19 protein-coding genes are annotated in these 23225 nt (G+C 65.6%); 4 read left to right on the top strand and 15 right to left on the bottom strand.

All coding sequences use genetic code 11. The features are described from left to right. Nucleotides 1–11 precede the first annotated feature (11 nt). The 4 genes from ABIB49_RS10205 to coaE form a co-directional block, all read right to left on the bottom strand. Nucleotides 12–1346 carry an MFS transporter gene (locus ABIB49_RS10205; RefSeq protein ID WP_226773382.1) on the bottom strand — a complete coding sequence of 445 codons (1335 nt, stop codon included), beginning with the start codon at nt 1344–1346 and terminating at the stop codon, nt 12–14. Nucleotides 1347–1382: 36 nt separating this feature from the next. Continuing rightward, nucleotides 1383–2411: a TerC family protein gene (locus tag ABIB49_RS10200; protein ID WP_354157039.1), complete on the bottom strand. Its 1029-nt coding sequence runs from the start codon at nt 2409–2411 to the stop codon at nt 1383–1385. Between the two features lie 178 nt (nt 2412–2589). Beyond that, nucleotides 2590–4671, bottom strand: coding sequence for an excinuclease ABC subunit UvrB (gene uvrB, locus ABIB49_RS10195; protein ID WP_282359950.1), 2082 nt, complete (start codon nt 4669–4671; stop codon nt 2590–2592). Nucleotides 4672–4753: 82 nt separating this feature from the next. Then, nucleotides 4754–5959, bottom strand: a complete 1206-nt coding sequence (gene coaE, locus ABIB49_RS10190) for a dephospho-CoA kinase (protein WP_354157038.1) — start codon at nt 5957–5959, stop codon at nt 4754–4756. Between the two features lie 22 nt (nt 5960–5981). Between coaE and ABIB49_RS10185 the strand changes: the two genes are divergently transcribed. Both ABIB49_RS10185 and ABIB49_RS10180 read left to right on the top strand, forming a co-directional pair. Further along, the gene (locus tag ABIB49_RS10185; RefSeq protein ID WP_354157037.1) at nt 5982–6683 is read left to right on the top strand and encodes an IMPACT family protein; all 702 of its coding nucleotides are present in this window, start codon (nt 5982–5984) and stop codon (nt 6681–6683) included. After that, nucleotides 6667–7191, top strand: a complete 525-nt coding sequence (locus tag ABIB49_RS10180; RefSeq protein WP_354157036.1) for a GNAT family N-acetyltransferase — start codon at nt 6667–6669, stop codon at nt 7189–7191. The genes ABIB49_RS10185 and ABIB49_RS10180 overlap by 17 nt, the downstream gene beginning before the upstream one ends. A gap of 163 nt (nt 7192–7354) precedes the next feature. On the opposite strand, the gene ABIB49_RS10175 is transcribed toward ABIB49_RS10180, so the two are convergent. From ABIB49_RS10175 to polA, 4 genes are all read right to left on the bottom strand, one after another. Next, nucleotides 7355–7792, bottom strand: coding sequence for a VOC family protein (locus ABIB49_RS10175; protein ID WP_226773147.1), 438 nt, complete (start codon nt 7790–7792; stop codon nt 7355–7357). A 379-nt stretch (nt 7793–8171) separates the two neighbouring features. Further along, on the bottom strand, nt 8172–9653 hold the full coding sequence (gene rpsA / locus ABIB49_RS10170; protein ID WP_226773148.1) for a 30S ribosomal protein S1: 1482 nt from the start codon (nt 9651–9653) through the stop codon (nt 8172–8174). Nucleotides 9654–9851: 198 nt separating this feature from the next. Then, nucleotides 9852–11141, bottom strand: coding sequence for a GNAT family N-acetyltransferase (locus ABIB49_RS10165; RefSeq protein WP_226773149.1), 1290 nt, complete (start codon nt 11139–11141; stop codon nt 9852–9854). 47 nt (nt 11142–11188) lie between these two features. Then, entirely contained in the window at nt 11189–13825 is a 2637-nt protein-coding gene (polA, locus tag ABIB49_RS10160; protein WP_502913796.1) for a DNA polymerase I, read from the bottom strand. 208 nt (nt 13826–14033) lie between these two features. Between polA and ABIB49_RS10155 the strand changes: the two genes are divergently transcribed. After that, nucleotides 14034–14498 (top strand): hotdog fold thioesterase, encoded by a 465-nt coding sequence (locus tag ABIB49_RS10155; RefSeq protein ID WP_226773150.1) that lies wholly within the window; start codon nt 14034–14036, stop codon nt 14496–14498. A 34-nt stretch (nt 14499–14532) separates the two neighbouring features. Here the strand turns inward: ABIB49_RS10155 and ABIB49_RS10150 are convergent, their stop codons facing one another. The 7 genes from ABIB49_RS10150 to ABIB49_RS10120 form a co-directional block, all read right to left on the bottom strand. Next, complete coding sequence (locus ABIB49_RS10150; RefSeq protein WP_226773151.1) at nt 14533–15084, bottom strand: dihydrofolate reductase family protein; 552 nt, start codon at nt 15082–15084, stop codon at nt 14533–14535. 43 nt (nt 15085–15127) lie between these two features. Beyond that, complete coding sequence (locus ABIB49_RS10145; RefSeq protein WP_226773152.1) at nt 15128–15349, bottom strand: hypothetical protein; 222 nt, start codon at nt 15347–15349, stop codon at nt 15128–15130. Then, complete coding sequence (locus tag ABIB49_RS10140) at nt 15349–16560, bottom strand: inorganic phosphate transporter (RefSeq protein WP_282468152.1); 1212 nt, start codon at nt 16558–16560, stop codon at nt 15349–15351. The genes ABIB49_RS10145 and ABIB49_RS10140 overlap by 1 nt, the downstream gene beginning before the upstream one ends. 281 nt (nt 16561–16841) lie before the next feature. Then, complete coding sequence (locus ABIB49_RS10135) at nt 16842–17432, bottom strand: hypothetical protein (RefSeq protein WP_502913791.1); 591 nt, start codon at nt 17430–17432, stop codon at nt 16842–16844. Between the two features lie 51 nt (nt 17433–17483). Then, entirely contained in the window at nt 17484–18353 is an 870-nt protein-coding gene (locus tag ABIB49_RS10130) for a universal stress protein (protein WP_226773154.1), read from the bottom strand. Between the two features lie 171 nt (nt 18354–18524). Continuing rightward, nucleotides 18525–19838, bottom strand: a complete 1314-nt coding sequence (locus tag ABIB49_RS10125; RefSeq protein ID WP_354157035.1) for an erythromycin esterase family protein — start codon at nt 19836–19838, stop codon at nt 18525–18527. Further along, nucleotides 19835–21217 (bottom strand): MBL fold metallo-hydrolase RNA specificity domain-containing protein, encoded by a 1383-nt coding sequence (locus ABIB49_RS10120; RefSeq protein WP_226773156.1) that lies wholly within the window; start codon nt 21215–21217, stop codon nt 19835–19837. The genes ABIB49_RS10125 and ABIB49_RS10120 overlap by 4 nt, the downstream gene beginning before the upstream one ends. A 216-nt stretch (nt 21218–21433) precedes the next feature. Here ABIB49_RS10120 and ABIB49_RS10115 point away from each other — a divergent pair, with 216 nt between their 5' ends. Then, nucleotides 21434–23221: a long-chain-fatty-acid--CoA ligase gene (locus ABIB49_RS10115; protein ID WP_226773157.1), complete on the top strand. Its 1788-nt coding sequence runs from the start codon at nt 21434–21436 to the stop codon at nt 23219–23221. The last annotated feature ends 4 nt before the right edge of the window (nt 23222–23225 follow it).

Raw genomic sequence — 23225 nt, 5'->3', positions numbered from 1 at the left:
GCACCGCAGGGTTAGGGCGCCGTCAGGCGGCGCGCACGCATGGCGGCGAGGGAGCCGACGGTGAACACCACCGCGGCGACGGCGGCCGCCGCCAGGTTGAGGCCCCGGTAGCCAACTCCACTCATCAGCAGCCCGGAGAAGCCGGCCCCGACAGCGCCGGCGACCCCCATCATCGTGTCCGAGACACCCTGGACGAGGACGCGGTCACCGGCGTGGACGCTTTCGGCCAGCAGGGTTGAACCCGCGATCGTGGCAGCGGACCAGCCCAATCCGAGCAGGATCAGGCCCACGGCGACCAGCGCCGGTTCGGCCTGGCCGAAGCCGGCCACGAGGACCGAGAGCAGGATCAGGCCGTGCCCCAGCAAAATGACCGGCAGCCGGCCCGTTTTGTCCGTCAGCCAGCCCATGACCGGTGAGAGTGCGTACATTCCGGCGATGTGCAGCGAAATGGTGAAGCCGATCAGGACCAGGACATCGGTGCTGGCGGCGTGCGCATGGCCGGCCGGCATGCCGGTGAGCGGTCCCTCGGTCAGCAGTTGCAGGTGCAGCGGCGTCATCGACATCACGGCGGCCATGCAGCCGTGCGCGGAAATAATCGCCAGCAGCGCAAAGCGTGCCCGCGGCGAGGCCCGGATGGCATCCAGGCCGTGCCGGAGGCTGTTCCGACGCCGGGCGGCGGCGGTGGGCGTCGGCTGACTTTCGGACCGCAGCCTGGCAGCCAGCAGCAGCGGGTCCGGCCGCAGGCCAATGAGCAGCAGCAGCGCGGCCAGGGCCAGTCCCGCCGTCGAAAATACAAAGGGGCCCGCCAGTTCCGGCAAGCCGAGCGCACTGCCTACCAGGGCGCCGGGACGGATCAGGTTGGGTCCGGCCACGGCGCCGATTGTGACAGCCCACACGACGATCGCCAGGGCTCGGCCGCGGCGTTCCGGAGCGGCGAGGTCGACGGCGGCGAAGCGGGCCTGCAGGTTGGCTGCCGTGCCCAGTCCAAGCAGGGCCGCTGCCAGCAGCAGCACGGGAAAGCTTCCCGTCACAGTGGAAACGATGACCAGCAGGGCTCCGGCCATGGCAGCGAGCAGGCCCGTAACCAGCGAGCCGCGCCGGCCGCGCCGGCCGGCCAGGCCTGCCAGCGGCAGCGCGGCCGCCGCCGCGCCGAGGGTCATGGTGGTGGTGACAGCTCCGGCCCACGCGTTCGAGCCCGAGAGCTGGACGGCCAGGAGGGACCCGACGGACAGGCTGGCGCCGCTGCCCACGCCGCTGAGCAGCTGAGCCGTGCTCAGGACCCAGACGGTTCGGCGCTGGACCCGCTGCGGGTCCAGGACCGAACCGTGCGCCGGGCTGGAGTCGATGGTTTTCACGGTCCGAGCTTAGCCGAACCGTGGAAGCTACTCGGCGTCGATCAGGCTCTTGCGGGAGTCTTCCTCGAGCCGGGGGTCCACCTTCGATGTTGTGGTGCCGGAGCTGACCAGGCTGGCAATGACGGCCACGATGATGGTGCCGATGATTACCGCGAGCGAGAGGAAAGTCGGGATCTCGGGAGCCCATTCGATGTGCCGGCCGCCGTTGACAAACGGGAGTTCGTTCACATGCATCGCGTGCAGGACCAGCTTCACACCAATGAACGCGAGAATCACGGAAAGGGCGTGCTTCAGGTAGACGAGGCGGGTCATCAGGCCGCCGAGCAGGAAGTACAGCTGACGCAGGCCCATCAGGGCGAAGATGTTGGCGGTGAAGACGATGAACGGGCTTTGCGTCAGGCCAAATATGGCGGGGATGGAGTCCACCGCGAACAGCAGATCCGTCAGGCCGATGGTCACAAAGACGACCAGCATGGGGGTGAAGACCCTTTTGCCGTCCACCATGGTGCGGAGTTTGCCGCCGTCGAACGTCTGGGACATCGGCAGGACAGTGCGGATCCGGGCGATGAGCGGGTTTTCCCGGTCTTCCTCGTCACCGCCGTCGTCCTGGAGCTGCTTCCACGCGGTCCAAAGCAGGAAGGCGCCGAAGAGGTAGAAGATCCAGCTGAACTGTTCGATCACTAGTGCGCCGAGCAGGATGAAGATGCCGCGCAGGACCAGCGCGATGATGATGCCCACCATCAGGACTTCCTGCTGGTACTTACGGGGTACCGAAAAGCGGGCCATGATGATGATAAAGACGAACAGGTTGTCGATGCTGAGGCTGTACTCCGTGACCCAGCCGGCAATGAACTGCCCGCCGTACTCGGGACCGGTGAAGGCAAACATCGCTGCGGCAAAAACGAGCGCCAGCCCGATGTAGAAGGTGACCCAGAGGCCTGCTTCCTTCATGGAGGGCTCATGCGGCCGCTTGAGGACGAGAAGCAGATCGACGGCGAGGATGGTGCCGAGGACAACGAAGGAGCCGATCTCAAACCAGAGGAGAAGTTCAGGCACGAAGATACCTTTCGCAGGGTACAACTAAGCGGTGCAAGTCTCTCCGGCCAAGCTCTCGCACCCGGGCCATTGCCTCCAGGTACCACTTGCAGCCCGCTACGCCCGGCAGGGCGTCTGTGCCATGCGTGTTGACGATCGTAGCGCTTGGGATACTCCCCTACGTTCGTCCTACCCTACCTTAGGCGTGCCCGGCGGACTGCATCTGGCGCAGTTCCTTCTTCAGCTCCCCTACCTCGTCACGAAGCCGGGCGGCAAGCTCGAAGTGCAGCTCCCCGGCGGCGGCATGCATTTGTTCGGTGAGCTGCTCGATCAGGCCCACCAGATCCTCGGCCGGTGCCGCGGCCAGGCCGTCCGCCCGGACCTTTGCCGAGCCCTTGCCCTTGCCGCGCGACTTGCCGGCCGCGGCGAGGAGTTCGCGGGTGTCGGCGTCCTCCTTGGCGATCTGGTCCGTGATGTCGGCGATCTTCTTCCGCAGCGGCTGCGGGTCGACGCCGTTAGCGGTGTTGTACGCCACTTGGATCTCGCGCCGCCGGTTGGTCTCGTCAATGGCCTTCGCCATGGAGTCGGTGATCCGGTCCGCGTACATGTGGACCTCGCCGGAGACGTTGCGGGCGGCCCGGCCGATGGTCTGGATCAGCGACGTTGCCGACCGCAGGAAGCCTTCCTTGTCCGCATCCAGGATACTCACCAGCGACACCTCGGGCAGGTCCAGGCCCTCCCGGAGCAAGTTGATGCCGACCAGGACGTCGAAGACTCCCATCCGAAGTTCCCGCAGCAGCTCGACGCGGCGCAGGGTGTCAACGTCCGAGTGCAGGTATTCGACCTTGACGCCGTGCCCGAGCAGATAATCGGTAAGGTCCTCCGCCATCCGTTTGGTCAGTGTGGTGACCAGGATGCGCTCATCCTTCGCGGTGCGGGTCTTGATCTCACCGAGCAGGTCATCGATTTGGCCCTTTGTCGGCTTGACGATCACCTCGGGGTCGATGAGGCCGGTGGGCCGGATGATTTGCTGGACGTAGCCGTCGGCTTTGCCGAGCTCGTACTTGCCCGGCGTGGCGGAGAGGTAGACGGTCTGCCCAACGCGGTCCTGGAATTCGTCCCATTTCAACGGCCGGTTATCCATCGCGGAGGGCAGCCGGAAGCCGTGGTCTACGAGGTTCCGCTTCCGGGACATGTCGCCCTCGTACATCGCGCCGATCTGCGGCACTGTAACGTGCGACTCGTCGATGACCAGGAGGAAGTCGTCCGGGAAGTAATCGATGAGGCAGTGCGGCGCCGTTCCGCGGGCGCGGCCGTCGATGTGGCTGGAGTAGTTCTCGATGCCGTTGCAGAAGCCCATCTGCTGCATCATTTCCAGGTCGTAGGTGGTGCGCATCCTGAGTCGCTGCGCTTCCACAAGTTTGTTCTGGCTTTCCAGGACCTGGAGCCGTCCGGCGAGCTCGTCTTCTATCCGCTTGATCGCCCGGCCCATACGTTCCGGACCGGCGACATAGTGCGATGCCGGGAAGACGTACATTTCGGTCTCATCACGGATGATTTCTCCGGTGAGCGGGTGCAGGGTATAGATGTTCTCGATCTCGTCGCCGAAGAACTCGATCCGGATCGCAAGCTCCTCGTACATCGGGATGATTTCTACGGTGTCGCCACGGACCCGGAACGTGCCTCGGTGGAAGTCCATGTCGTTGCGGGCATACTGCATGGAAACGAATTTCCGCAGCAGGTCATCGCGGTTCATCTCGGCGCCCTTGCTCAGTGTCACCATGCCGGCGATGTATTCCTCCGGGGTGCCGAGGCCATAGATGCAGGACACGGTGGCGACCACGATCACGTCCCGGCGGGTCAGCAGCGCATTGGTGGCGGAGTGCCGGAGCCGTTCGACTTCCTCGTTGACGGACGAGTCCTTTTCGATGAAGGTGTCCGTCTGCGCCACGTAGGCTTCCGGCTGGTAGTAGTCGTAGTAGGAGACGAAGTATTCGACGGCGTTGTTGGGCAGCAGCTCGCGGAATTCGTTGACGAGCTGCGCTGCGAGGGTCTTGTTTTGCACCATCACCAGGGTGGGCCGCTGCACCTGCTCGATCAGCCACGCCGTCGTCGCGCTCTTGCCGGTACCCGTGGCGCCGAGCAGCACCACGTCCTTCTCGCCGTTTTTGATGCGCTCGGTCAGTTCCCCGATGGCGGCCGGCTGGTCGCCTGCCGGCTGGAATTCGCTGATGACCTCGAAAGGCGCCACGACACGGTTGATCTGCTGGGCAAGACTCATGTTCCTAATGTACCGCCGGGCCCCGACGCTCCGCCCTGATTCAGCTTTGGGCGGTACGTTCCGGTCCGGCTTCGGGCCCCGGCTACAAGGGAGGCTGCCAGCCGGTGCGCCGCGCCCACGCTTCCATTTGCGCCGGGGCGTGCCCGGCCATCCCGTCCTCCGTGTCCGAGGCGTAGCCAGCGGTGCTCCGATCTGCGCCGTGCAACCTGCCGGCCCGGCGCTTCTCGGCAAGGTATTCCTCCCGGGCAGCCGGGTCATCGCGCAGCCAGTCCCGGAAGCAGAGCGCGAACCGCCAGCCCGGCGAGCCCACGGCCCGGACGTGGAGGTTGACCGCCCGTCCGGGGTCCGCGTTGGCGTGCAGGCGCTCCGGCCAGCTTGCCGGGTCCGGGGGCGGGGGTTGGGGGTTGCCGGAAACCGCACCGGGCGGCGCCGGGAAACCCGCTTCGGCGAGCAGCAGCGAGATCCGGTCCGCGGCGGCCATGTCCTCGACGCCGAGCTGGAGGTCCAGCACGTCGTTCGCGCCGAGGCCGGACACGGCAGTGGAACCAACATGGTGCAGGGCCAGGATGTCCTCCCCCGCAGCCGTCCGCAGGCGCGCCATAAGCCGCGCGGCTTGCACCGGCCACTCGGGGTTGGCGTGCGCCGGCAGCGGGGCGCCGGTCCGGGGTGCCGGGCGGTGCCTGCCCAGGTTCTCCGCGAATGGTGCCAGCCGGAATTTCCAGAGCCGGTCCACCGCATCCCGAAGTTCCTGCTTGGAACCGGAGTTGTCCAGGACGACGTCGGCTGCTGCCAGCCGGGCCTGCCTGCCCGCCTGCGCAGCCATCCTGGCGCGGGCGTCAGCGGGGCTCATCCGCCGGTGTTGCACCATCCGCTGCAGCCGGGCCTCATCGGGGGCGTCAACCACCACCACCAGGTGGAAATTGGAACCCTGGCCGGTCTCAACGAGGAGCGGGATGTCCTGGACCACCACGGCGCCCACAGGGGCGGCGGCGGACAGTGCGGCAGCCCGCTCCCGCACCAGCGGATGGATGATGTTGTTTAATACGGCAAGGCGGTCCGGGTTGCCGAACACGAGGGCGCCGAGCTTGGCCCGGTCCAGGCCGCCGTCGGGCGTCAAAACCGACTTGCTGAAGGCCTCCACCACCTTGGCGAGTCCGGGTGTGCCGGGCTCGACGACCTCCCGGGCCAGGGCGTCTGCGTCGATCACTACGGCGCCCAGTTCGCGCAGGCGCGAGGAGGCCACTGACTTGCCTGCGGCGATGCCGCCCGTCAACCCGATTTTCAGCACTCCACCAGACTAAACTGATCCGGTGGCTGAAGATGCGGTTTTCCCGGAGAGCAGGGCCACCGTGTACACCTCGCTGGCGGCGGACCGGGAGTTCCGCCACGAGACTGAGGTTAAACGCTCCCGCTTCATTACGGTGCTGCAACGGACCGCAGACGAGGATGGGGCCCGTTCGGTCCTTGCCGCCCTGCGCAAAGAATTCCACGACGCACGGCACCACTGTTCCGCGTTTGTGCTCGGTCCGGACCGGGATGTCCAACGCTCAAACGACGACGGCGAACCGTCCGGAACCGCGGGCAACCCGATGCTTGATGCGCTGCTCAAACGCGAAACCGCTCCGGGCGCGACGGATCTCAGTGATGTAACAGCTGTGGTGGTCCGGTACTTTGGCGGGATCCTGCTGGGGGCAGGCGGATTGGTCAGAGCCTACTCGGAAGCCGTGACCACTGCCTTGGACCGGGCGCCCCTCGTGCAGCGCCGCCGGCTGCGGATCTGCAGGGTGGCCGTTCCGCACACGTCCGCCGGGCGGCTGGAAAACGAGCTCCGCGCCGCGGGTTACGTCATGGCAGAATCCAGTTACGCGGCGGAAGCTACTATCCTTCGGCTTGCCCTGCCGGATGATCCGCCTGGTCTGGCCCGGGCGGCCGAGCGGCTGGCCGCGCTGTCTGCCGGAACGGCCGAATTAGTGCCCGGAGAAACGGAGTGGATCGATGTCCCCCACGGGTGAGCCTTCCCGTCCCGCCGTGTTGCTCGTTGATGTCTCAGGGGCGGTCCTCGAGCAGCTCCTGTCAGTGGCGATCCAGGACGCGGATGCGGACGACGTGACCCCACCCATGGGCAGCGCCGCCGGCTGGAATTCGGAACGGATCAGCTGGTTCCGCGAATACCACCGAGCGGCCGCCGGACTCGACGGGCCAGGCCAGCAGCAAAGCTGGGCGGTCAGTTCCGGCGGTGAACTGGCGGGCGCGGTCCGGCTGCGGCGGACCGGAGCCGGTGCGCTGGAAACGGGTATCTGGCTGGCGCGCAGCTTCCGCGGCCGCGGAATCGCACGCGAAGCGCTTCGTCTCGTGATTGGCCGGGCCGCCGCGACCGGGGCATCGGTGCTGGAAGCCGAGACAACGGCAGGGAACACCGCGGCGCTGGCCCTCCTGAGGTCAGCCGGTGCCGAGCTCGAGGAAGGCGAAGCCGCCACCGGTGCAACGGTTCCGGTCAAGGCCAGGATCGCGTTGCGCTGACTCCCCCACCCTGAGCATGCCCGCCGTTCACCACCCCCCGGTGGACATGCCCACTGTTCAGCACCCCCCGATGCTGAGCATGCCCCCTGTTAGCCCAAGCCCTTGGACATAATCCTGATGTTCCCATCGCCCGGGTCCGCGGCTGGACATGGTCCACCCGGATTCAGGCGAGAGCCGCCGCAATTTCCCAAATGTGGCCGCCGGGGTCGCGAAAGCTTGCCGTGCGGATACCCCACGGCCGGTTCACCGGTCCATTCAGGAGTTCGACGCCGCGCCCGGTCAAATCCGCGCACAAGGCATCAACGTCGTCCACCTCGAGGGTGAATTGCATCCTGGCGCCGACCTCGGCAGAAGCCACCTTGGCAGGGCCGATGAGCTCCGGTGCCTCGGAAGAGTTCAACAAATTGATCAGGGTGTTCTCGAACCTAAACACAGCCGAGGCCTCGTCTTCATACGCCACCGGCAGACCAAACACTTCCCGGTAGAAGCGTTTTGCCACGGGCAGATCCTCGACGAATAAGGTGATGGCTCCGATTGCCCCTGGCCAAGTCCGGTTGTCAGCTGGCTCGGTTGCCTGGAAATTTCCTGCAGTTCCACCCATAGTGGCCGCCCCCTTGTGTTCCGTTGACCTAACCCGGACAGCATCGACGCTAAGCAGCTGCAAAGTCAACCATTCCGCCCGCCACCAACGGCATGGCCTGGCTCGGTCTGCGACGGACATGTCCACCAGGCCCGGCGGGATACCTCCGGACATGCCCCGCCCTCGGGACCAGGCCTGAGCATAATACTGTTATGTCCAGTGGCCGCAGCCACCACCGGGCATGTCCCCACGGGGAGCAGCCAGGGCCGGCCCGAAAACAGTGGCACTTGTAAAACAACACAAAAATGGCCGCCCCCGGAGGGACGGCCATTTTTATGGCGCTAATTTAGGCTACAAACTGCCAGGGCCCGGGGAGTGGATCCCCGGGAACCACGGGCAATTAGTTGCCGGTCAGCTTCTCGCGCAGTGCTGCCAGAGCCTCGTCGGAAGCGAGCGTGCCGCCACCGGTGTTGGACTCGGCTGCAGCCGGCTCGGAGGAGTAGCTGGTGGTGCCGGAGTCGCTCTCGCCGGACGTTGCAGCTGCAGCGTCATCGGCAGCGTGCTGGGCAACCTGCTTCTTGTGGGCTTCCCAGCGGGTCTGGGCGTCAGCGTACTGCTGCTCCCAGGCGGCGCGCTGCGTCTCGTAGCCTTCAAGCCACTCGTTGGACTCCGGATCGAAGCCCTCCGGGTACTTGTAGTTGCCTTCTTCGTCGTACTCTGCGGCCATGCCGTACAGAGCCGGATCGAATTCGGTGGAGTCGGCGTCGACGCCCTCGTTGGCCTGCTTGAGGGACAGCGAGATGCGGCGGCGTTCGAGGTCGATGTCGATGACCTTGACGAACAGCTCATCCCCGACGGAGACAACCTGCTCGGCCAGCTCTACGTGGCGCACTGCGAGCTCGGAGATGTGGACCAGGCCTTCGATGCCGTCTTCAACGCGAACGAACGCGCCGAACGGAACCAGCTTGGTGACCTTACCCGGCACAACCTGCCCGAGGGCGTGGGTGCGGGCGAAGGTCTGCCACGGGTCTTCCTGCGTAGCCTTGAGCGAGAGGGAAACACGCTCGCGGTCCAGATCGACCTCGAGAACCTCGACGGTGACTTCTTGGCCCACCTCGACAACCTCGGACGGGTGGTCGATGTGCTTCCAGGACAGCTCGGAAACGTGAACGAGGCCGTCTACGCCGCCCAGGTCCACGAAGGCACCGAAGTTGACGATGGAGGAAACGACGCCGGGACGGACCTGGCCCTTTTCCAGCTTGTTGAGGAACGTGGAGCGGACCTCGGACTGGGTCTGCTCGAGCCATGCACGGCGGGACAGCACCACGTTGTTGCGGTTCTTGTCCAGCTCGATGATTTTGGCTTCGATCTTCTGGCCGATGTACGGAGCAAGGTCGCGCACACGGCGCATCTCGACGAGGGATGCCGGCAGGAAGCCGCGCAGGCCGATGTCGAGGATAAGACCACCCTTGACAACCTCGATGACGGTGCCGGTGACGACGCCGTCCTCTTCCTTGACCTTCTCGATGTCGCCCCAGGCGCGCTCGTACTGAGCACGCTTCTTGGAGAGGATCAGGCGGCCTTCTTTGTCTTCCTTGGTGAGCACCAGGGCTTCGACGAGATCGCCAACGGAGACGACGTCTCCGGGATCAACATCGTGCTTGATGGACAGCTCGCGGGAGGGAATGACACCTTCGGTCTTGTAACCGATGTCGAGCAGAACTTCGTCGCGGTCGACCTTCACGACGGTACCTTCGACGAGGTCCCCGTCGTTGAAGTACTTGATGGTGGCGTCGACAGCTGCGAGGAAGTCCTCAGCGGTACCGATGTCGTTAATTGCGACTACGGGTGTACCGGGCTTCTCGGTGGAGGTGATGGTCATGTAGTAGGGGCTCCGTTGTGGATAGTTAGTCGGTCAGGCCAACCGCTGCGCCCGCGTCGGCGACACGGGAGCAGGCACGGCATTTTGCCGGGTCATCCTGATTTGTGGATTGAAGATGCGGGCACGTAGTACACGCCCGTTTAGTCTAGTCGTATACGGGAACGCCGGTCAAAGTGCAACGGCTCGGGGCCAATTCGCCTAAAAGTGCGTCAGGCAGTGCGGTGCACGGTCGACGGCGAACATCAGCCGTGCGGTCAGTGCGGCCCCGGAAACGTGCTCCAGGATCCGCCCGGCAGCCGCCAGCGTCACCGGGCAGACTGCGCCGAGAAAGACGGACCCGAGTTCCGCGACGTCGAGGCTCAGGTCCGGTTCGGTGCCGTCCGGGGCGGACTCCACGCGGGCTTCACCGTCAGTCACAGTGAGCGTGTACGTGCCCGCCGCGAAGCCCAGGGTGTCGGTGACGTGCAGGACCAGGCTGCCGTCGGTCGAGTAGCGTCGTGCGCCGAGGGCTTTGGCCGTGTCCAGGATCCGGAGCCAAAGCATGTCTGCGTTCTCGGCGGACTCGATGCAACGCGGGTCCTCAAGGGCCCACGTCAGCGGATCGTCCACGGGGGCTTCGGCCCACGCAACACGCTGAATGAGGTCGATGCTGCCGAGGAACTGCCACAGCTCGAGGTAGCCGGACGTGGTGGCAGCGACGAGGTCAACGACTTCCATGGTGGCTGGCGTGGTGTCCCAGCCGGAGAATTTGTAGGCGACATAACCGTCCACAGCACCGTCGGCGTCGTAGTGCAGGGCACAGCGGATCGATTCGTCCTCCGCCCCGTCCCGGCCTAGTGTCCCCGAGCTGCGCTGCCGGTAGGCGTCCTGCCGATCGATAGACCCGGGCGTGACCCGGTGGACGCGTTCGAACACGCCCTGGGCCAGCTCCAGCAGGACTTTCCGGTCGGCGACTTCCACCGAGCCGCTCGCACTGTGCCGCAGCCGGAAGCGCGGGCCGGTGTCCACCTTCACGCTGCGCTCGAACGTCGCGACGCCGAAGCCGAACCGACCGTAGATGGAAGCCTCGGACGCCGTCAGGGCAGCAATGGCCAGGCCGTCGGCTTTCGACGCCGCCAGGTCCTCGGTCATCATCCGGCGCAGGAGTCCCTGCCGGCGGTGGGTTCCCCGGACGGTTACGGCGGTGATCAGCTGCGCTTCGAGCTGCCGGCCGTAACCGACATTGAGGTTTTTGCGCAGGGTCCCGAAGGTGGCCACGGGGATGTCGGCAGCCAGGGAATGCGCGGCCACTGTGCCGCGCTGGTAGACCCCCGTCAGCTCGCGGTTGTCGGCGCGGTACATGGCCATGACCTTGTCCACGAACTCGTCCTTGTGGCGCTCGTCGTAAAAGCCGACGCCGACGCCGCGCAGCCAGGAGACGCCCAGCGCGTAGTCCGGTTCGCCCTTTTGGGCCGCCCGGAACCTCCTGATCTCGTACTTTTCAGTCATGTGCTTTCCCCCTGGGTATCCTGCAAAATCCACAATTCACGCAGGCATCAATGCCCCGCCTCGTACCAGCTCGAACCGACGCCGATCTGGACTTCCAGCGGAACAGTCAACCTGGCAGCCGCCCCCATCTGCTCGGTCACGAGCTTTTCCACGGTGTCCCGCTCTCCGGCCGCGACTTCCAAAACCAGTTCGTCATGGACCTGCAGCAGCATCCGCGACTTCAGTCCCTGTTCGGCCAGCGCACCGGAGACCCCGAGCATCGCACGCTTGATGATGTCCGCTGCCGATCCCTGGATCGGAGAGTTCAGCGCAATGCGCTCAGCGTTCTCGCGCAGCTGGCGGTCGGTGCTCGTGAGGTCCGGAAGATACCGGCGTCGGCCCTCGATGGTGGCGGTGTACCCGTCGATTCTGGCCTGCTCCACGACGCCGCGGAGATAGTCGCGGACGGCGCCGAACCGGTCGAAGTAGTCCTTCATCAGCGTCCTCGCCTCATCGACGGAAACCTCGAGCTGCTTGGAGAGCCCGAAGGAGGTCAGTCCGTAGGCAAGGCCATAGGACATGGCCTTGACCTTGGAACGCATCGCACTGGTCACCTGGTCTGTGGGTACATGGAAGATGTTGGAACCTACGAACCGATGCAGGTCTTCGCCGTCCTTGTAGGCCTGAATCAGGCCCGCATCCCCCGAGAGGTGCGCCATGATGCGCATTTCGATCTGCGAGTAGTCGGCCGAGAGCAGGCAGTCGTAGCCATCGCTGACCACAAAGATGCTGCGCACACGGCGGCCCTCCTCGCTGCGGATGGGGATGTTCTGCAGGTTGGGGTTGTTGGACGAGATCCGGCCGGTGGCTGCGACGTTTTGCGCGTAACTGGTGTGGATCCGGCCGTCGTCGGTGACGGACTTCTTCAGCGACTCCAGCATCTGACGCAGCTTCGAGGACTCGCGGTGCGCCATTAGCTGGACGAGGAATTCGTGCCCGGTCTTTTCCAGCAGGTTCTTGAGCGACGCGGCGTCGGTGGTGTACCCGGACTTGATCTTTTTGGTTTTCGGCAGTCCCAGCTCCTCAAACAGGACCGTCTGGAGCTGCTTCGGCGACCCCAGGTTTACTTCGTGGCCAATCGCGGCGAACGCAAGCTCCTGGGCGTTGTCGATGACCTTGGCCAGATCCGCCAACTGCTCGTCCATACGCGCCATGTCGATGGCAATTCCGGCGAGTTCCATGTCGGCAAGGACCCGGCTGACGGGCAGCTCGAGGGTGGTCAGCAGGTCCTGGGCTCCGCGTTCCTGCAGCTCAGTTTCGAAGTAGCGGCTCAGTGCCTGGACGACGGCGGCCACCTGGACGAGCGCGCCGGCGGCGGCAGTATCGCCGTCGAACGCCAACTCAAGCTGGCCGGCCTTGGCCGCCTCGGTCGCGACGCCGATGTTCAGGTGGTGCTGGGCGAGTTCGGCGAGCTCATAGCTGCGGCGGTCAGGCTGAATGAGGTACCCGGAAATTGCGGTGTCGTCCACCACGCCGTCCAGGCCCAGGCCACGGTTGGAGAGAGCTTTGAGTGCCGCCTTGTAGCCATGCATGACCTTGGGCGCGGCCGCGTCCCTGAGCCAGCCGGCCAGGACGTTCTCGGCGGCGGCATCCTGGCCGGTGAGGTCGATGTAGGCAGCCCCGTCCGCACGGACGATGGCCAGGGCAGCGGCATCCTCGCCGATCCGGCCCGGCACGAGGTCGACGGCGACAGCTGAACGCTTGCCGGCCCCCGAGTCGAGGAAAGCAGCCAGCTCGGCAGCGTCCGAAGGGACCACGAAGTCCGGAGTGTCGAGGCGCTCTCTCTCCGGCTCAGCGACCTCACTGCCGTACAGGGCGAAGAGCCGGGTACGGATGGTCTTGAATTCGAGGGTATCGAACAACTCCTCGATGGCAGCCTGGTCCGGCCGCGGTTCCGAAAGTTCTTCCAGCGTCACCGGGAGCTCCAGATCGGTGTGGAGCCTGTTCAGCCTCCGGTTGCGCTTGACGTCCTCAACGTTTTCGCGGAGGGAATCCCCCACCTTCCCGCCGATGGAGTCGATGTTCGCCAGAACCCCCTCCAGGCCGCCGTAAAGGTTAATCCACTTCGCTGCCGTCTTGGGGCCGACGCCGGGAACGCCGGGAAGGTTGTCCGCGGACTCTCCCACCAGCGCGGCGAGGTCCGAATACTGGGCTGGCGTGACGAAATACTTCTCCTGGATGGCCACGGCATCCAGGCGGGGAATGTCACTGACACCCTTTTTCGGGTACAGCACAAAGACGTTGTCAGTGATCAGCTGGAAGGCATCCCGGTCCCCCGAAACCAGGAGCACCTCGAAACCGGCCTTGTCTCCCATCGTGGCGAGGGTGGCCAGGATATCGTCAGCTTCGTAGCCGGGCATCTTGATGGTCTTGATGCCCCAAGCTCCCATGACCTTGTCGATGAGGTCGATCTGGCCGCTCATCTCGCGGGGGGTTTCGTTGCGTCCGCCCTTGTAGTCGCTGTATTCGGCCTTGCGATGGGTGGTGTCATCGGAGACGTCGAAGGCGACGGCAACGTGGGTGGGCTTCTGCTCCTTGATGAGGTTGATCAGCATGGACGTAAAGCCGTGTACGGCGTTTGTGTGCTGTCCCGTGGCGGTGGAGAATTTGTCAGCCGGCAGCGCGAAGAACGCACGAAATGCCATGGAGTGGCCGTCGAGGACCATCAGCCGGGGCTGACCGGTGATCGGAACCACGGGCGCCGCAGTGGCGGAAACCGGTTCCGCGGCCCGGCTGGAGGGCACGGGCCTGGCCGCAATCGCTGATTCGGTCTCCGTTGCCGGAAGGGTATCCGCGGCAGAGGGGGCAAGGGCCGGTTTGGTAGTTTCGCTCACAGGTGCCAGCCTAGTTCCCATGACGGACAATTTCACGCCGGGCCCGTACACGGCCGAGCTGGCGGCAGCCGGGATTCCCGAGGAAATGCACGATTGGCTGGGGCACTACGGTGTGGGCGCCCTGGTGGTGAAGATGGGCATCCATTTCGTGGAGATGAGTCCCGAGCGCACTGTTGGCACCATGCCGGTGGAAGGCAACACCCAGGTCGCCGGCATCCTGCACGGCGGTGCCCACGTGGTGCTTGCCGAGACGCTTGGTTCCTTTGCTGCCGGAATGCATGCCGGGCCGCAGCGGCAGGCGCTGGGAATCGACGTCAGCGCCACGCATCACCGGGCAATCACCGCGGGCACGGTGACCGGCACGTGCACTGCCATCCACCTTGGCCGCACCCTGACCACGCACGAGATCGTGATGACGGACGAGCAGGGCCGCAGGCTCTCGACCGCGCGCATCACCAACCTGATCCGCGACATCGCCGAGTAGCAGCCCCGCAGCCCGGCGCCTCGCCGCAGCGGTTCTATGCCTGGGCGCGCCCGAAACGGTAGCGCAGTTCCATGATGCCCCGGCCCATGGTGTGCGCGTAAAGCAGCTCCATCGGTGCCGTCGGCCCCGACATCGGCAGCACCGGCTTGCCGCTGCCGAGGACAACGGGAATTATCGAAATAATGATCTCGTCCAGCGCGCCGGCATCCGCGAATTGGGCTGCGAGTACGCCGCCCCCGACGATCCAGACATTCCGGTCTCCCGCTTCGGCCTCGAGATCAGCAACGAACTCGGCCACGGGACCGCGGACAAACGTCACGTTCGCACCGGGCGGGGCGGAGAGTTCGTGGCGTGTGAAGACCCAGCACGCCGTCGTTGGGTAGGGCCAGTGGCCGGGTTCGTTCTTCCTTAGCCAGGCGTAGGTCTCACCGCCCATCACGATGCAGCCCACCTCCGCCATAAAGGCTTCATAGCTTTCCTTGCCCCCGGCGAAGCCGTCGAACTGGAGCAGCCAGTCCAGTTCGTCGTCGGCGGTGGCGATGAATCCGTCCAGCGAGGACGCAACAAAATACTGGAATCCAGGCATGGCCCCAGCGTAGCCGGACCCGCCCCGGACGCCCACCTGCCGGTTATTTGCTGAAGTAGGGAATGATCAGGTACAACCCGAACAAGACGGCCAGCCCGCAAAGACCGAAGCAGACGTACGCGAGCGGCCGGACCCATGCCGGTTTCCGCTCATCGACGTCGCCGGCGATGGCCGTGAGGCGGACTCCCAAGGAGTAAAGGACCACAACGGTCAGCGCAGCGACGAGCGTTGCGCCGGCGACTTGAACCAGTTCCAGCCACTTCATCAGAGCTCGCCCTTCGGCTTGTTGTTGGTGCCGGCGGCGGCGCGTGCCTTTTTCTTGCGGAAGTGCACGGCCGTGCCGGCTTCCTCGACTTCTACGGCATTGTGGTGTCCGACCCGCGACTTGTTCGAGTGCACAAACATGTAGGTCACGGCCGCAGTGCCGGCCACGGCGGCAATCACCACGCCGCCGACGCCGGTATTCACCAGCAGTGCCGTGAGCGCCCCCATCAACCCCGCAGCCGGAAGGGTGAAGAGCCAACCCAGCGCAATCCGCCCAGCGGTGCCCCATCGTACGGTGGTCCCGCGCCGGCCCAAGCCTGAACCGATTACGGAGCCGGACGCTACCTGCGTGGTGGACAGTGCAAACCCCAGATGGGAGGAGGCCAGGATGGCGGAAGCCGTGCTGCTTTCGGCGGCAAAGCCCTGTGCCGGCTTGACGTCGGTAAGCCCGGATCCCATCGTGCGGATGATGCGCCAGCCACCGGAGTAGGTACCAAGCGCTATGGCGAGGGCGCAGGCGGCGATGACCCAGAGTTGAGGTCCGGAGCCCGGCTGCTGGCTGCCCGCAGCAATCAGCACCAGCGTGATGATGCCCATCGTCTTTTGTGCGTCGTTGGTCCCGTGGGCAAGGGCAACGAGGCTGGAGGTGAAAATCTGGCCGGTCCGGAATCCGCCGCGCTTCTGGGTGAGCTTGCTGCCGGTATCCGGATCGTGCCGGGAGGTCAGCGCATACGCAAGCTTGGTGCACAGGTACGCAACACCGCCGGCGATGATCGGCGCAAAGATGGCGGGCAGGATCACCTTCTGTGTCAGGGACGAGAAGTTAACCGAATGGATCCCGATCCCGGCGATGGCCGCACCGATCAGACCGCCAAATAATGCGTGCGAGGAACTCGACGGCAGGCCTTTGAGCCAGGTGATCATGTTCCAGAGGATGGCGCCCATCAGGCCGGCGAAGATGATCTCCGGTGTGATCTGGATGCCGTCGGCACCTTCCTTGATAATTCCGCCTGACACGGTCCTGGCCACTTCCGTGGACAGGAATGCTCCCACCAGGTTCAGGACCGCCGCGAGGGCGACCGCCGTTTTGGGTTTGATGGCGCCGGTGGCAATGGGGGTGGCCATCGCGTTGGCGGTGTCATGAAATCCGTTGGTGAAGTCAAAAAAAAGTGCCAGCGATATCACCAGCGCCACCATGATGGTGATTTGCACCTATTGCCCAATCTGCAGAGTAGTCGGTCAGCAGTTTCATCCGCCGGCGCCGCATCATTCATCCGGAATTCACCGGATAGGCGTGCGGGGTTCAGCAAAATCGCTTGACGCGTTAAAGGGTAAAGGGCAAGGGTAGCAGGGCCAAAAACTGGCCCCGGCGCCGCCCTGGCCGGGTCAGTGGGCGGGGCGCAAGCGCCTTTCCTCAGTTCTGCTGGAGATCGGGTGCCGGCGCGGCGTCGATCATCGCGGCGGCCTTCTGCTCAAGCGCAGCAACCGTTACGTCAGGCAGCGCAATCAGTCCGTCCAGTTCGCGGCGCGCGCCGGTACGCGGTTTGCCGTTCCGCCGGTGTGGCAGCAGCATCCGACGCGATCCGCAGCAGCTTCCGGGCCGTCGCGAGGCGCTGCCGCTCGGGTCCGGTGAAGTTGCTGTCCTTGATCCGCAGGGCCTCACGCTCGGCGAGGGCGAAGCCGTGCACGGCTTCGCGGTACTCAGCTAACCGCGACAGCGTTGTGATGTCCTCCGGGGCTTCGGGTCGCATGGCGTCGGCCGTCCGTTTGGCGCGCAGGAACGCTACCGTTAGCGGTTCGCGGACGTCGGTCATGGCCGGAAAGTCGATGAGCTTGCCCACGTCGAGTTCATAGTCGAGCCACCGCCGGTTGACGGCGTTGTGGCTTTCCACCAGGTTCCAGGCCTCGGACCGGCTGGCCTGCTCCGCCTCCGCGGCCTGGTTGCGAAGCGTATAGAGCTCAACCCGCCGCTTGTGCCGGCGTTCACTGGCTTGGGACCAGGAACGTGCCCAACCGCCGAACACTCCGCTGAGCGGGAAGACCAGCCACCAATAGTGGCCAATAAAATCCAGGACGGGCTGCACCAGAGGTTCCTCCCACCCGGCGCGGGCAGGCTAAAAGGTCCGCTGCGCCGCTCAGTCCTTGTGCTTAACCTTGTGGACCCGGGTAACGATGGTCGGGCACGGCAAGCTGAGGAGGACGGCGTGGGCTGTGGAGCCGAGCAGCATCCGAGAAAAGCCCCCGTGGCCGCGGCTGCCAACCACGAGGAGCCGTGCGTCCCTGGCGGCTTCGACCAGGGCTTTGGCGGGTTCGGTGTCGGTCTCCAGGCGCTGGTGGACAATCAGGTCCGGATACTTATCGCCCAGCCCTGCGACGGATTCCGCCAGGACGACCCGGTCCTCCTCAAGGATGGATTCCGCGAGCCCGCTCTCCGGCAGCTGGGTTTCGATCCAGCGCGCCGGCCTGCGGAAGGCGAAGACGACTGTCAACTCGTCACTGCCGCGGTCTGCCTCCGCGGCCGCGAAGTTCACGGCCTGGAGGGATTCTTCGGAACCGTCCACTCCCACCACAACGCCGTGGTTCCCCGCGCCGGCCTTGAGCGGAATGACAGCTGCGGAAGCTTCGGAGGCGGAGACGATCTGCAGGGCACGATCCGACATGGGGCCGCCGTCCAACCAGTGTTTGTCGTGCTCGCCCACGACCACCAACGATGCTTCCTTGGCGGCGTCCCGCAGCACCGAGCTGCCGCTGCCGTGACCGAGTTCGACGTCGACCTTGACACTGGGGGCCTGTCCGCTGGCGCTGGCCTTCGCCTCCTGGAGCAGTTCCGTGCCGGCCTGCCTGATGAGTTCGTGGTACTGGAAATCCGGGGTCATCCAGCGGTCATCCACGGCGTGGATCACCGTGACGGGAAGCTTGTCGCGGGCCGCGCGTTCGAGGGCCCATGCCAGCGCGGCCTTGCTTCCGGCTGATCCGTTGATACCGACGACGATTGGCTTTTTCATTCTGAATCGTGCTCTTTTCCGTAGCGGGGTCTGTCCTGCTTCGCGTGATCCGGGCGGCAGTACCGGGAGTCCGCCGACACCTTATTCTCCGCCGGGGCTGCTCCGCCGGTTAGGGGCTTAAGCCCCGCGCACCGGTGCCTCATCCGCGCCGGGACGTGAAACGGGCCCGGACTAGAAGCCGGTCGGCTCAGTTGCAAATTCCGGTTCCCGCGGCGGAGCCTCATGGTGAATCGGTCGCAGCGGGCGGGTGTGCTCGAACCAGACCAGCGCGTCGTAGCGCTCACCCATCCGGGTCGGAACGTAATTCCCCAGCTCCCGCTCAGGGTGGTAGAGGACACCTATCGCCCGGTGGCCAAGCCAGCTCGAGAGCCAAGGCCCGTTCCTGTCGGCATTGAACTCCAGCACCGCTGCCGCCCCCAGTACCTCGTGCAGGAAATCCTCGTGGCTGCCCGGGCGCGCGGCCGGAACCGGCAAGACCAGCTCGTGGCTGCCCCAGGCGTCCGCCGCGATTACCCCGCCCCGGTGGCAGGCGAGGCCCACCAGCAGCACGCCCTCGGCAGCGTGCCGTTCGCGCAGCAATTGCCCCACGTTCACCAGCCCGTCCTGCGTCATATCCGTAGCCCGGGCATCCCCCACATGGGTGTTGTGCGCCCAAATGAGTCCCTTCGAGTCGGCACCCAGGTGTCTGCTGAGCCGGTCGATGGTATCGGCCATGTGGTGGTCCCGGATGTTCCAGGACTGGCGGTCACCGCGGACCATGATCCGGTAATAGTGCTCGGCGTTGGCTGCCACCTCGGCGTTCTGCACCGCGTCGAACGCTCCTTCGTCGTGCCCGCCCGGGCCGGACACCCTGCTTCTGACCTCGGTGAGGAGGGCGATGACGTCAGCCTCGCAGGACTGCGGGACCAGCCTCGTGCTCCAGGCGTACCTTTGCGGGTCTTCGTGGTGGGGCACGAAGCACTGCCAGGCTCGCAGGGCCGCGGGTACCGCGCCGGGCTCGTTGTCCCGAAGCCAACTGATGATTTCTCGGAGCGAATCCCAGAGCGAGTACACGTCGAGCCCGTAGAAACCGACCCGCCGGCTCATCGGACGGCGGATATTCCAGCTTCGGAGCCAGTCCAGGAAGGCCGCAACTTCCTCGTTCGCCCACAGCCAGGTGGGCCAGCGTCCAAATCCCGCGAGCAGGGCATGGACCCCCTGGTCCTCCCCGGTCTCGCCGCGCACCCAGCGATTGATCCGCCAGCAATCGGGCCAATCCCCCTCGACACCGATCCAGTTATAGCCCTCCTCTTCGATCAGGCGCCTGCTGAGGGTGTCGCGCCAGGTATAGAACTCGTGTGTTCCGTGGGACGCTTCGCCAATCGCGACGAACCGGCAGTCCCCGGCCCGCCGGACGAGCCCGTTGAGGTCCCGGTCGGTCGTCAAGGGCCGGGCCAGCGAGTGTATTTCGGCCAATACCGCGGATTTCGCGGTGCCCGAGGTCACCAGGGCTCCTCAACGGAGATCGTTTCGAGGTGCTCGGGAACCCGGGCCCGCCAGCCGAGTTCACGCTTGATCCGCAGGCGCAGGGCATCGGAGGCGTCCGGCTCTCCGTGGGTGATGTAAGTCATCCGTGGTGCTGTTTCGGCGGCCTTCATCCACGCGATGATGCCGTCGGCGTCCGCGTGCGCAGAGAGGCTTTCCATTTGGATCACTTCAGCGCGGACCACGATGTCCTCACCATAAACGCGGAGCTCGCGCCCGCCGGCCGCGAGGGCGGCGCCACGGGTGCCGCCGGCCTGGTATCCGCTGAGGATCACAGCGTTCTTCGGATCCGGCCCGTAGGCGGCGAGATGGTGCAGGATCCTTCCGCCGGTGAGCATTCCGCTGGCGGAGATGATGATCATGGGGCCGCCGCGGAGGTTCAGCAGCTTGGATTCATCAACGGAGCGGGTGAGCCGGGCGATTTTGTACATGTTCCGGTATTCCTGCTCGCCAAGCCGGTGCTCTTCGGGGTGGCGCTGATACATCCCGGAGGCATCGATCGCCATTGGGCTGTTCAGGTACACGGGGATGTCCGGGATCAGGTTCTTGCTGCGGAGCCGGGACAGGTGCAGCATCAACGTCTCGGCCCGGCCGACGGCGAACGCCGCGACCAGCACCACGCCGCCGCGCTTCGCGACCCGGTTAATAATGTCCGCCAGTTGCTTCTCCGGAGCCACGGTGGAGTGCTTCCGGTTCCCGTAGGTCGATTCAGTGACCAGTACGTCGGTCGCTGGCAGGGGCCGTGGCGGGAACATCAGCGGGTCATCAGACCGTCCCAGGTCCCCGGTGAAGTGCACCGACCGGGAGCCCATCCGCACGTGGACCTGCGCGGCGCCGAGGATATGGCCCGCCGGCAGGAGCGTCAGCACCATCCCGCCGCCGAGGTCCAGTGGATCGTCAAAAGCACGGACAGTGAAACTGTTGAGCGAAGCGACGGCGTCAGCTGCGGTGTAGAGCGGCAGCGCCGGGTTGTGCCCGGCCGATCCCCTGTGGGTGGCGTACCGGGCTTCCTCCTCCTGCAGGTAGCCGCTGTCGGGAAGGAGCAGCTTGCACAGGTCGGTGGTGCCCTCAGTGGCGATCACCGGACCGGCGAATCCATTGCGCACCAGGACGGGAACGTAACCGGTGTGGTCCAGATGCGCATGGGTCAGGACGACGGCGTCGATTGATTCCGGCGGGACCGGAAACGGTGTCCGGTTGCGTTCTCGGCTGCGTTTGTAGCCCTGGAAGAGTCCGCAGTCCACCAGGACCAGTTTACCGCCGGCTTCCAGCAGGTAGCGGGAACCTGTGACGGTATCCGTGGCTCCGAGGAAGCGGAGGGTTGGCTGCTGGTGCGTCATGGTGTTCCCGTTCCCGCCTGGAATGACCGGCATCAACACGACGGGGCGGCGCTGACCCGCGCAAGCGATGTAGCCTCAGCTTCCGCCCGCACCGCGGCCGGCCATAGGGCCAAAAGTCACGGGCGCGGCAGCCGCACCGCGCAGGCACCGGTAGGATTTTTTGGGCGGGCCTCCTGGCGCGCGAACACCTGTGGATTGCAGTGGCAAGGACTGATCATGAAAAAGACATCGACGTCGAGCTCGTCCACCGGCCCAGCTTCGGCGGATACTGCCCGGGAACATGGGCAGCCGTGGAGCGAACGCCCCTGGACCCGCGCGTACGGGCCGGGCGTACCGTCCCGCCTGGCGCTCCCGAAAGGCTCGCTCGTCGACCTCCTGGACAAGTCGGTGCGGCGTTATGGGTCGAAGACCGCGCTGGAGTTTTTCGGCGCCCGCACCAGCTACCGCGAGCTCGGCACGCTGATCAGCCGGGCCGCCGCCGGTCTGGAGAAGCTCGGCGTCAAGGCCGGCGACCGGGTCGCCCTCGTGCTGCCAAACTGCCCGCAGCACATCATTGCCTTCCATGCCGTGCTGCGCCTGGGCGCCGTTGTGGTCGAGCACAATCCGCTGTACACGGACCGGGAGCTGCGCCACCAGTTCGAGGATCACGGGGCCGTCGTCGCAATTGTTTGGGATAAAGCGGTGGAACGGGTCCGCCAGTTGCCGGCCGACGTTGGGCTGCGCAGCATCGTCTCGGTGGAACTCATTCCGGCGATGCCGCTGCTGCAGCGGCTGGCGCTGAGGCTTCCGGTTCCGGCGGCCCGTAAGGCCCGCGCCGCCCTCTCCGTGGGCAGCAAGCAGCCGAAGGCCCGGCCCGTAGCCGCCCCGCGAACGGTACTGCCGTGGCGGGACCTCCTCGACGCCGGCAGACTCAAAAAGAATCATCCGCGCCCCGCACCCCGGGACGTCGCGGTCCTTCAGTACACCTCCGGCACCACGGGGTTGCCCAAAGCGGCCATGCTCAGCCACGCCAATCTGCAAGCCAATGCCGCCCAGGGCAGGGCCTGGGTGCCCGGGCTCAAGGACGGCCGGGAGACCGTGTACGCGGTGCTGCCGATGTTCCATGCCTACGGGCTGACGCTCTGCATGACGTTTGCCTTGAGTATCGGCGCGAAACTGGTCCTGTTCCCTAAATTCGACGTCGATCTGGTGTTCAAGGCGCTCAAGAAGTCCCCTGCGACTTTCCTGCCGGCCGTGCCGCCGATCTACGACCGGATCGCTGCGGCCGCGGCGGAACGCGGCGTTGGGCTGGGAAGCATCCGCTTTGCCATCTCCGGCGCGATGAACCTGCCTACGGCGACCGTGGAGACCTGGGAAAAAGCGACCGGCGGCTACCTGATCGAGGGCTACGGACTCACCGAAACGTCTCCGATCGCGATTGGCAACCCTTTCGGCGCCAGCCGAAAGCCGGGCACCGTCGGGGTACCCTTCCCGTTGACCGACATCCGGGTGGTGGATCCCAGGAACGTCGCGCTGGACCGTGCGGCGGGCGAGGAGGGTGAACTGCTGATCCGCGGTCCGCAGGTATTCGCCGGCTATTGGAACCGGCCGGTGGAGACCGAGGAGGCCCTGCTCGACGGCGGTTGGTTCCGTACCGGAGACATCGTCTCCGTGGACGAGGACTACTTCGTGACCATTCGTGACCGGATCAAGGAACTCATCATCACCGGGGGCTTTAATGTCTCGCCCAGCGAAGTTGAAGACGTCATGGCCACGTTCCCGGGGGTTGCCGAAGTCTGCGTCGTCGGACTGCCCCGCGCCGGCGGCGGCGAGGACGTGGTCGCCGCAGTCGTGCCGGCCGCCGGCACCAGCATTAACACCGACTCGCTCCTGGTCTTTGCCCGGAAACACCTGACCGCCTACAAGGTACCCCGCCGGGTGGTGGTCCTTGAGACGCTCCCCCGCTCGCTGATCGGCAAGGTCCTGCGCCGCGAGATCCGGGACACCCTCGCGGCAGTGCGCTGAGGCG

Origin of the sequence: Arthrobacter sp. UYCu512, assembly GCF_040547075.1 — a bacterium.
Lineage (GTDB): Bacteria > Actinomycetota > Actinomycetes > Actinomycetales > Micrococcaceae > Arthrobacter.
This window is presented reverse-complemented; position numbering and strand designations above follow the sequence as displayed.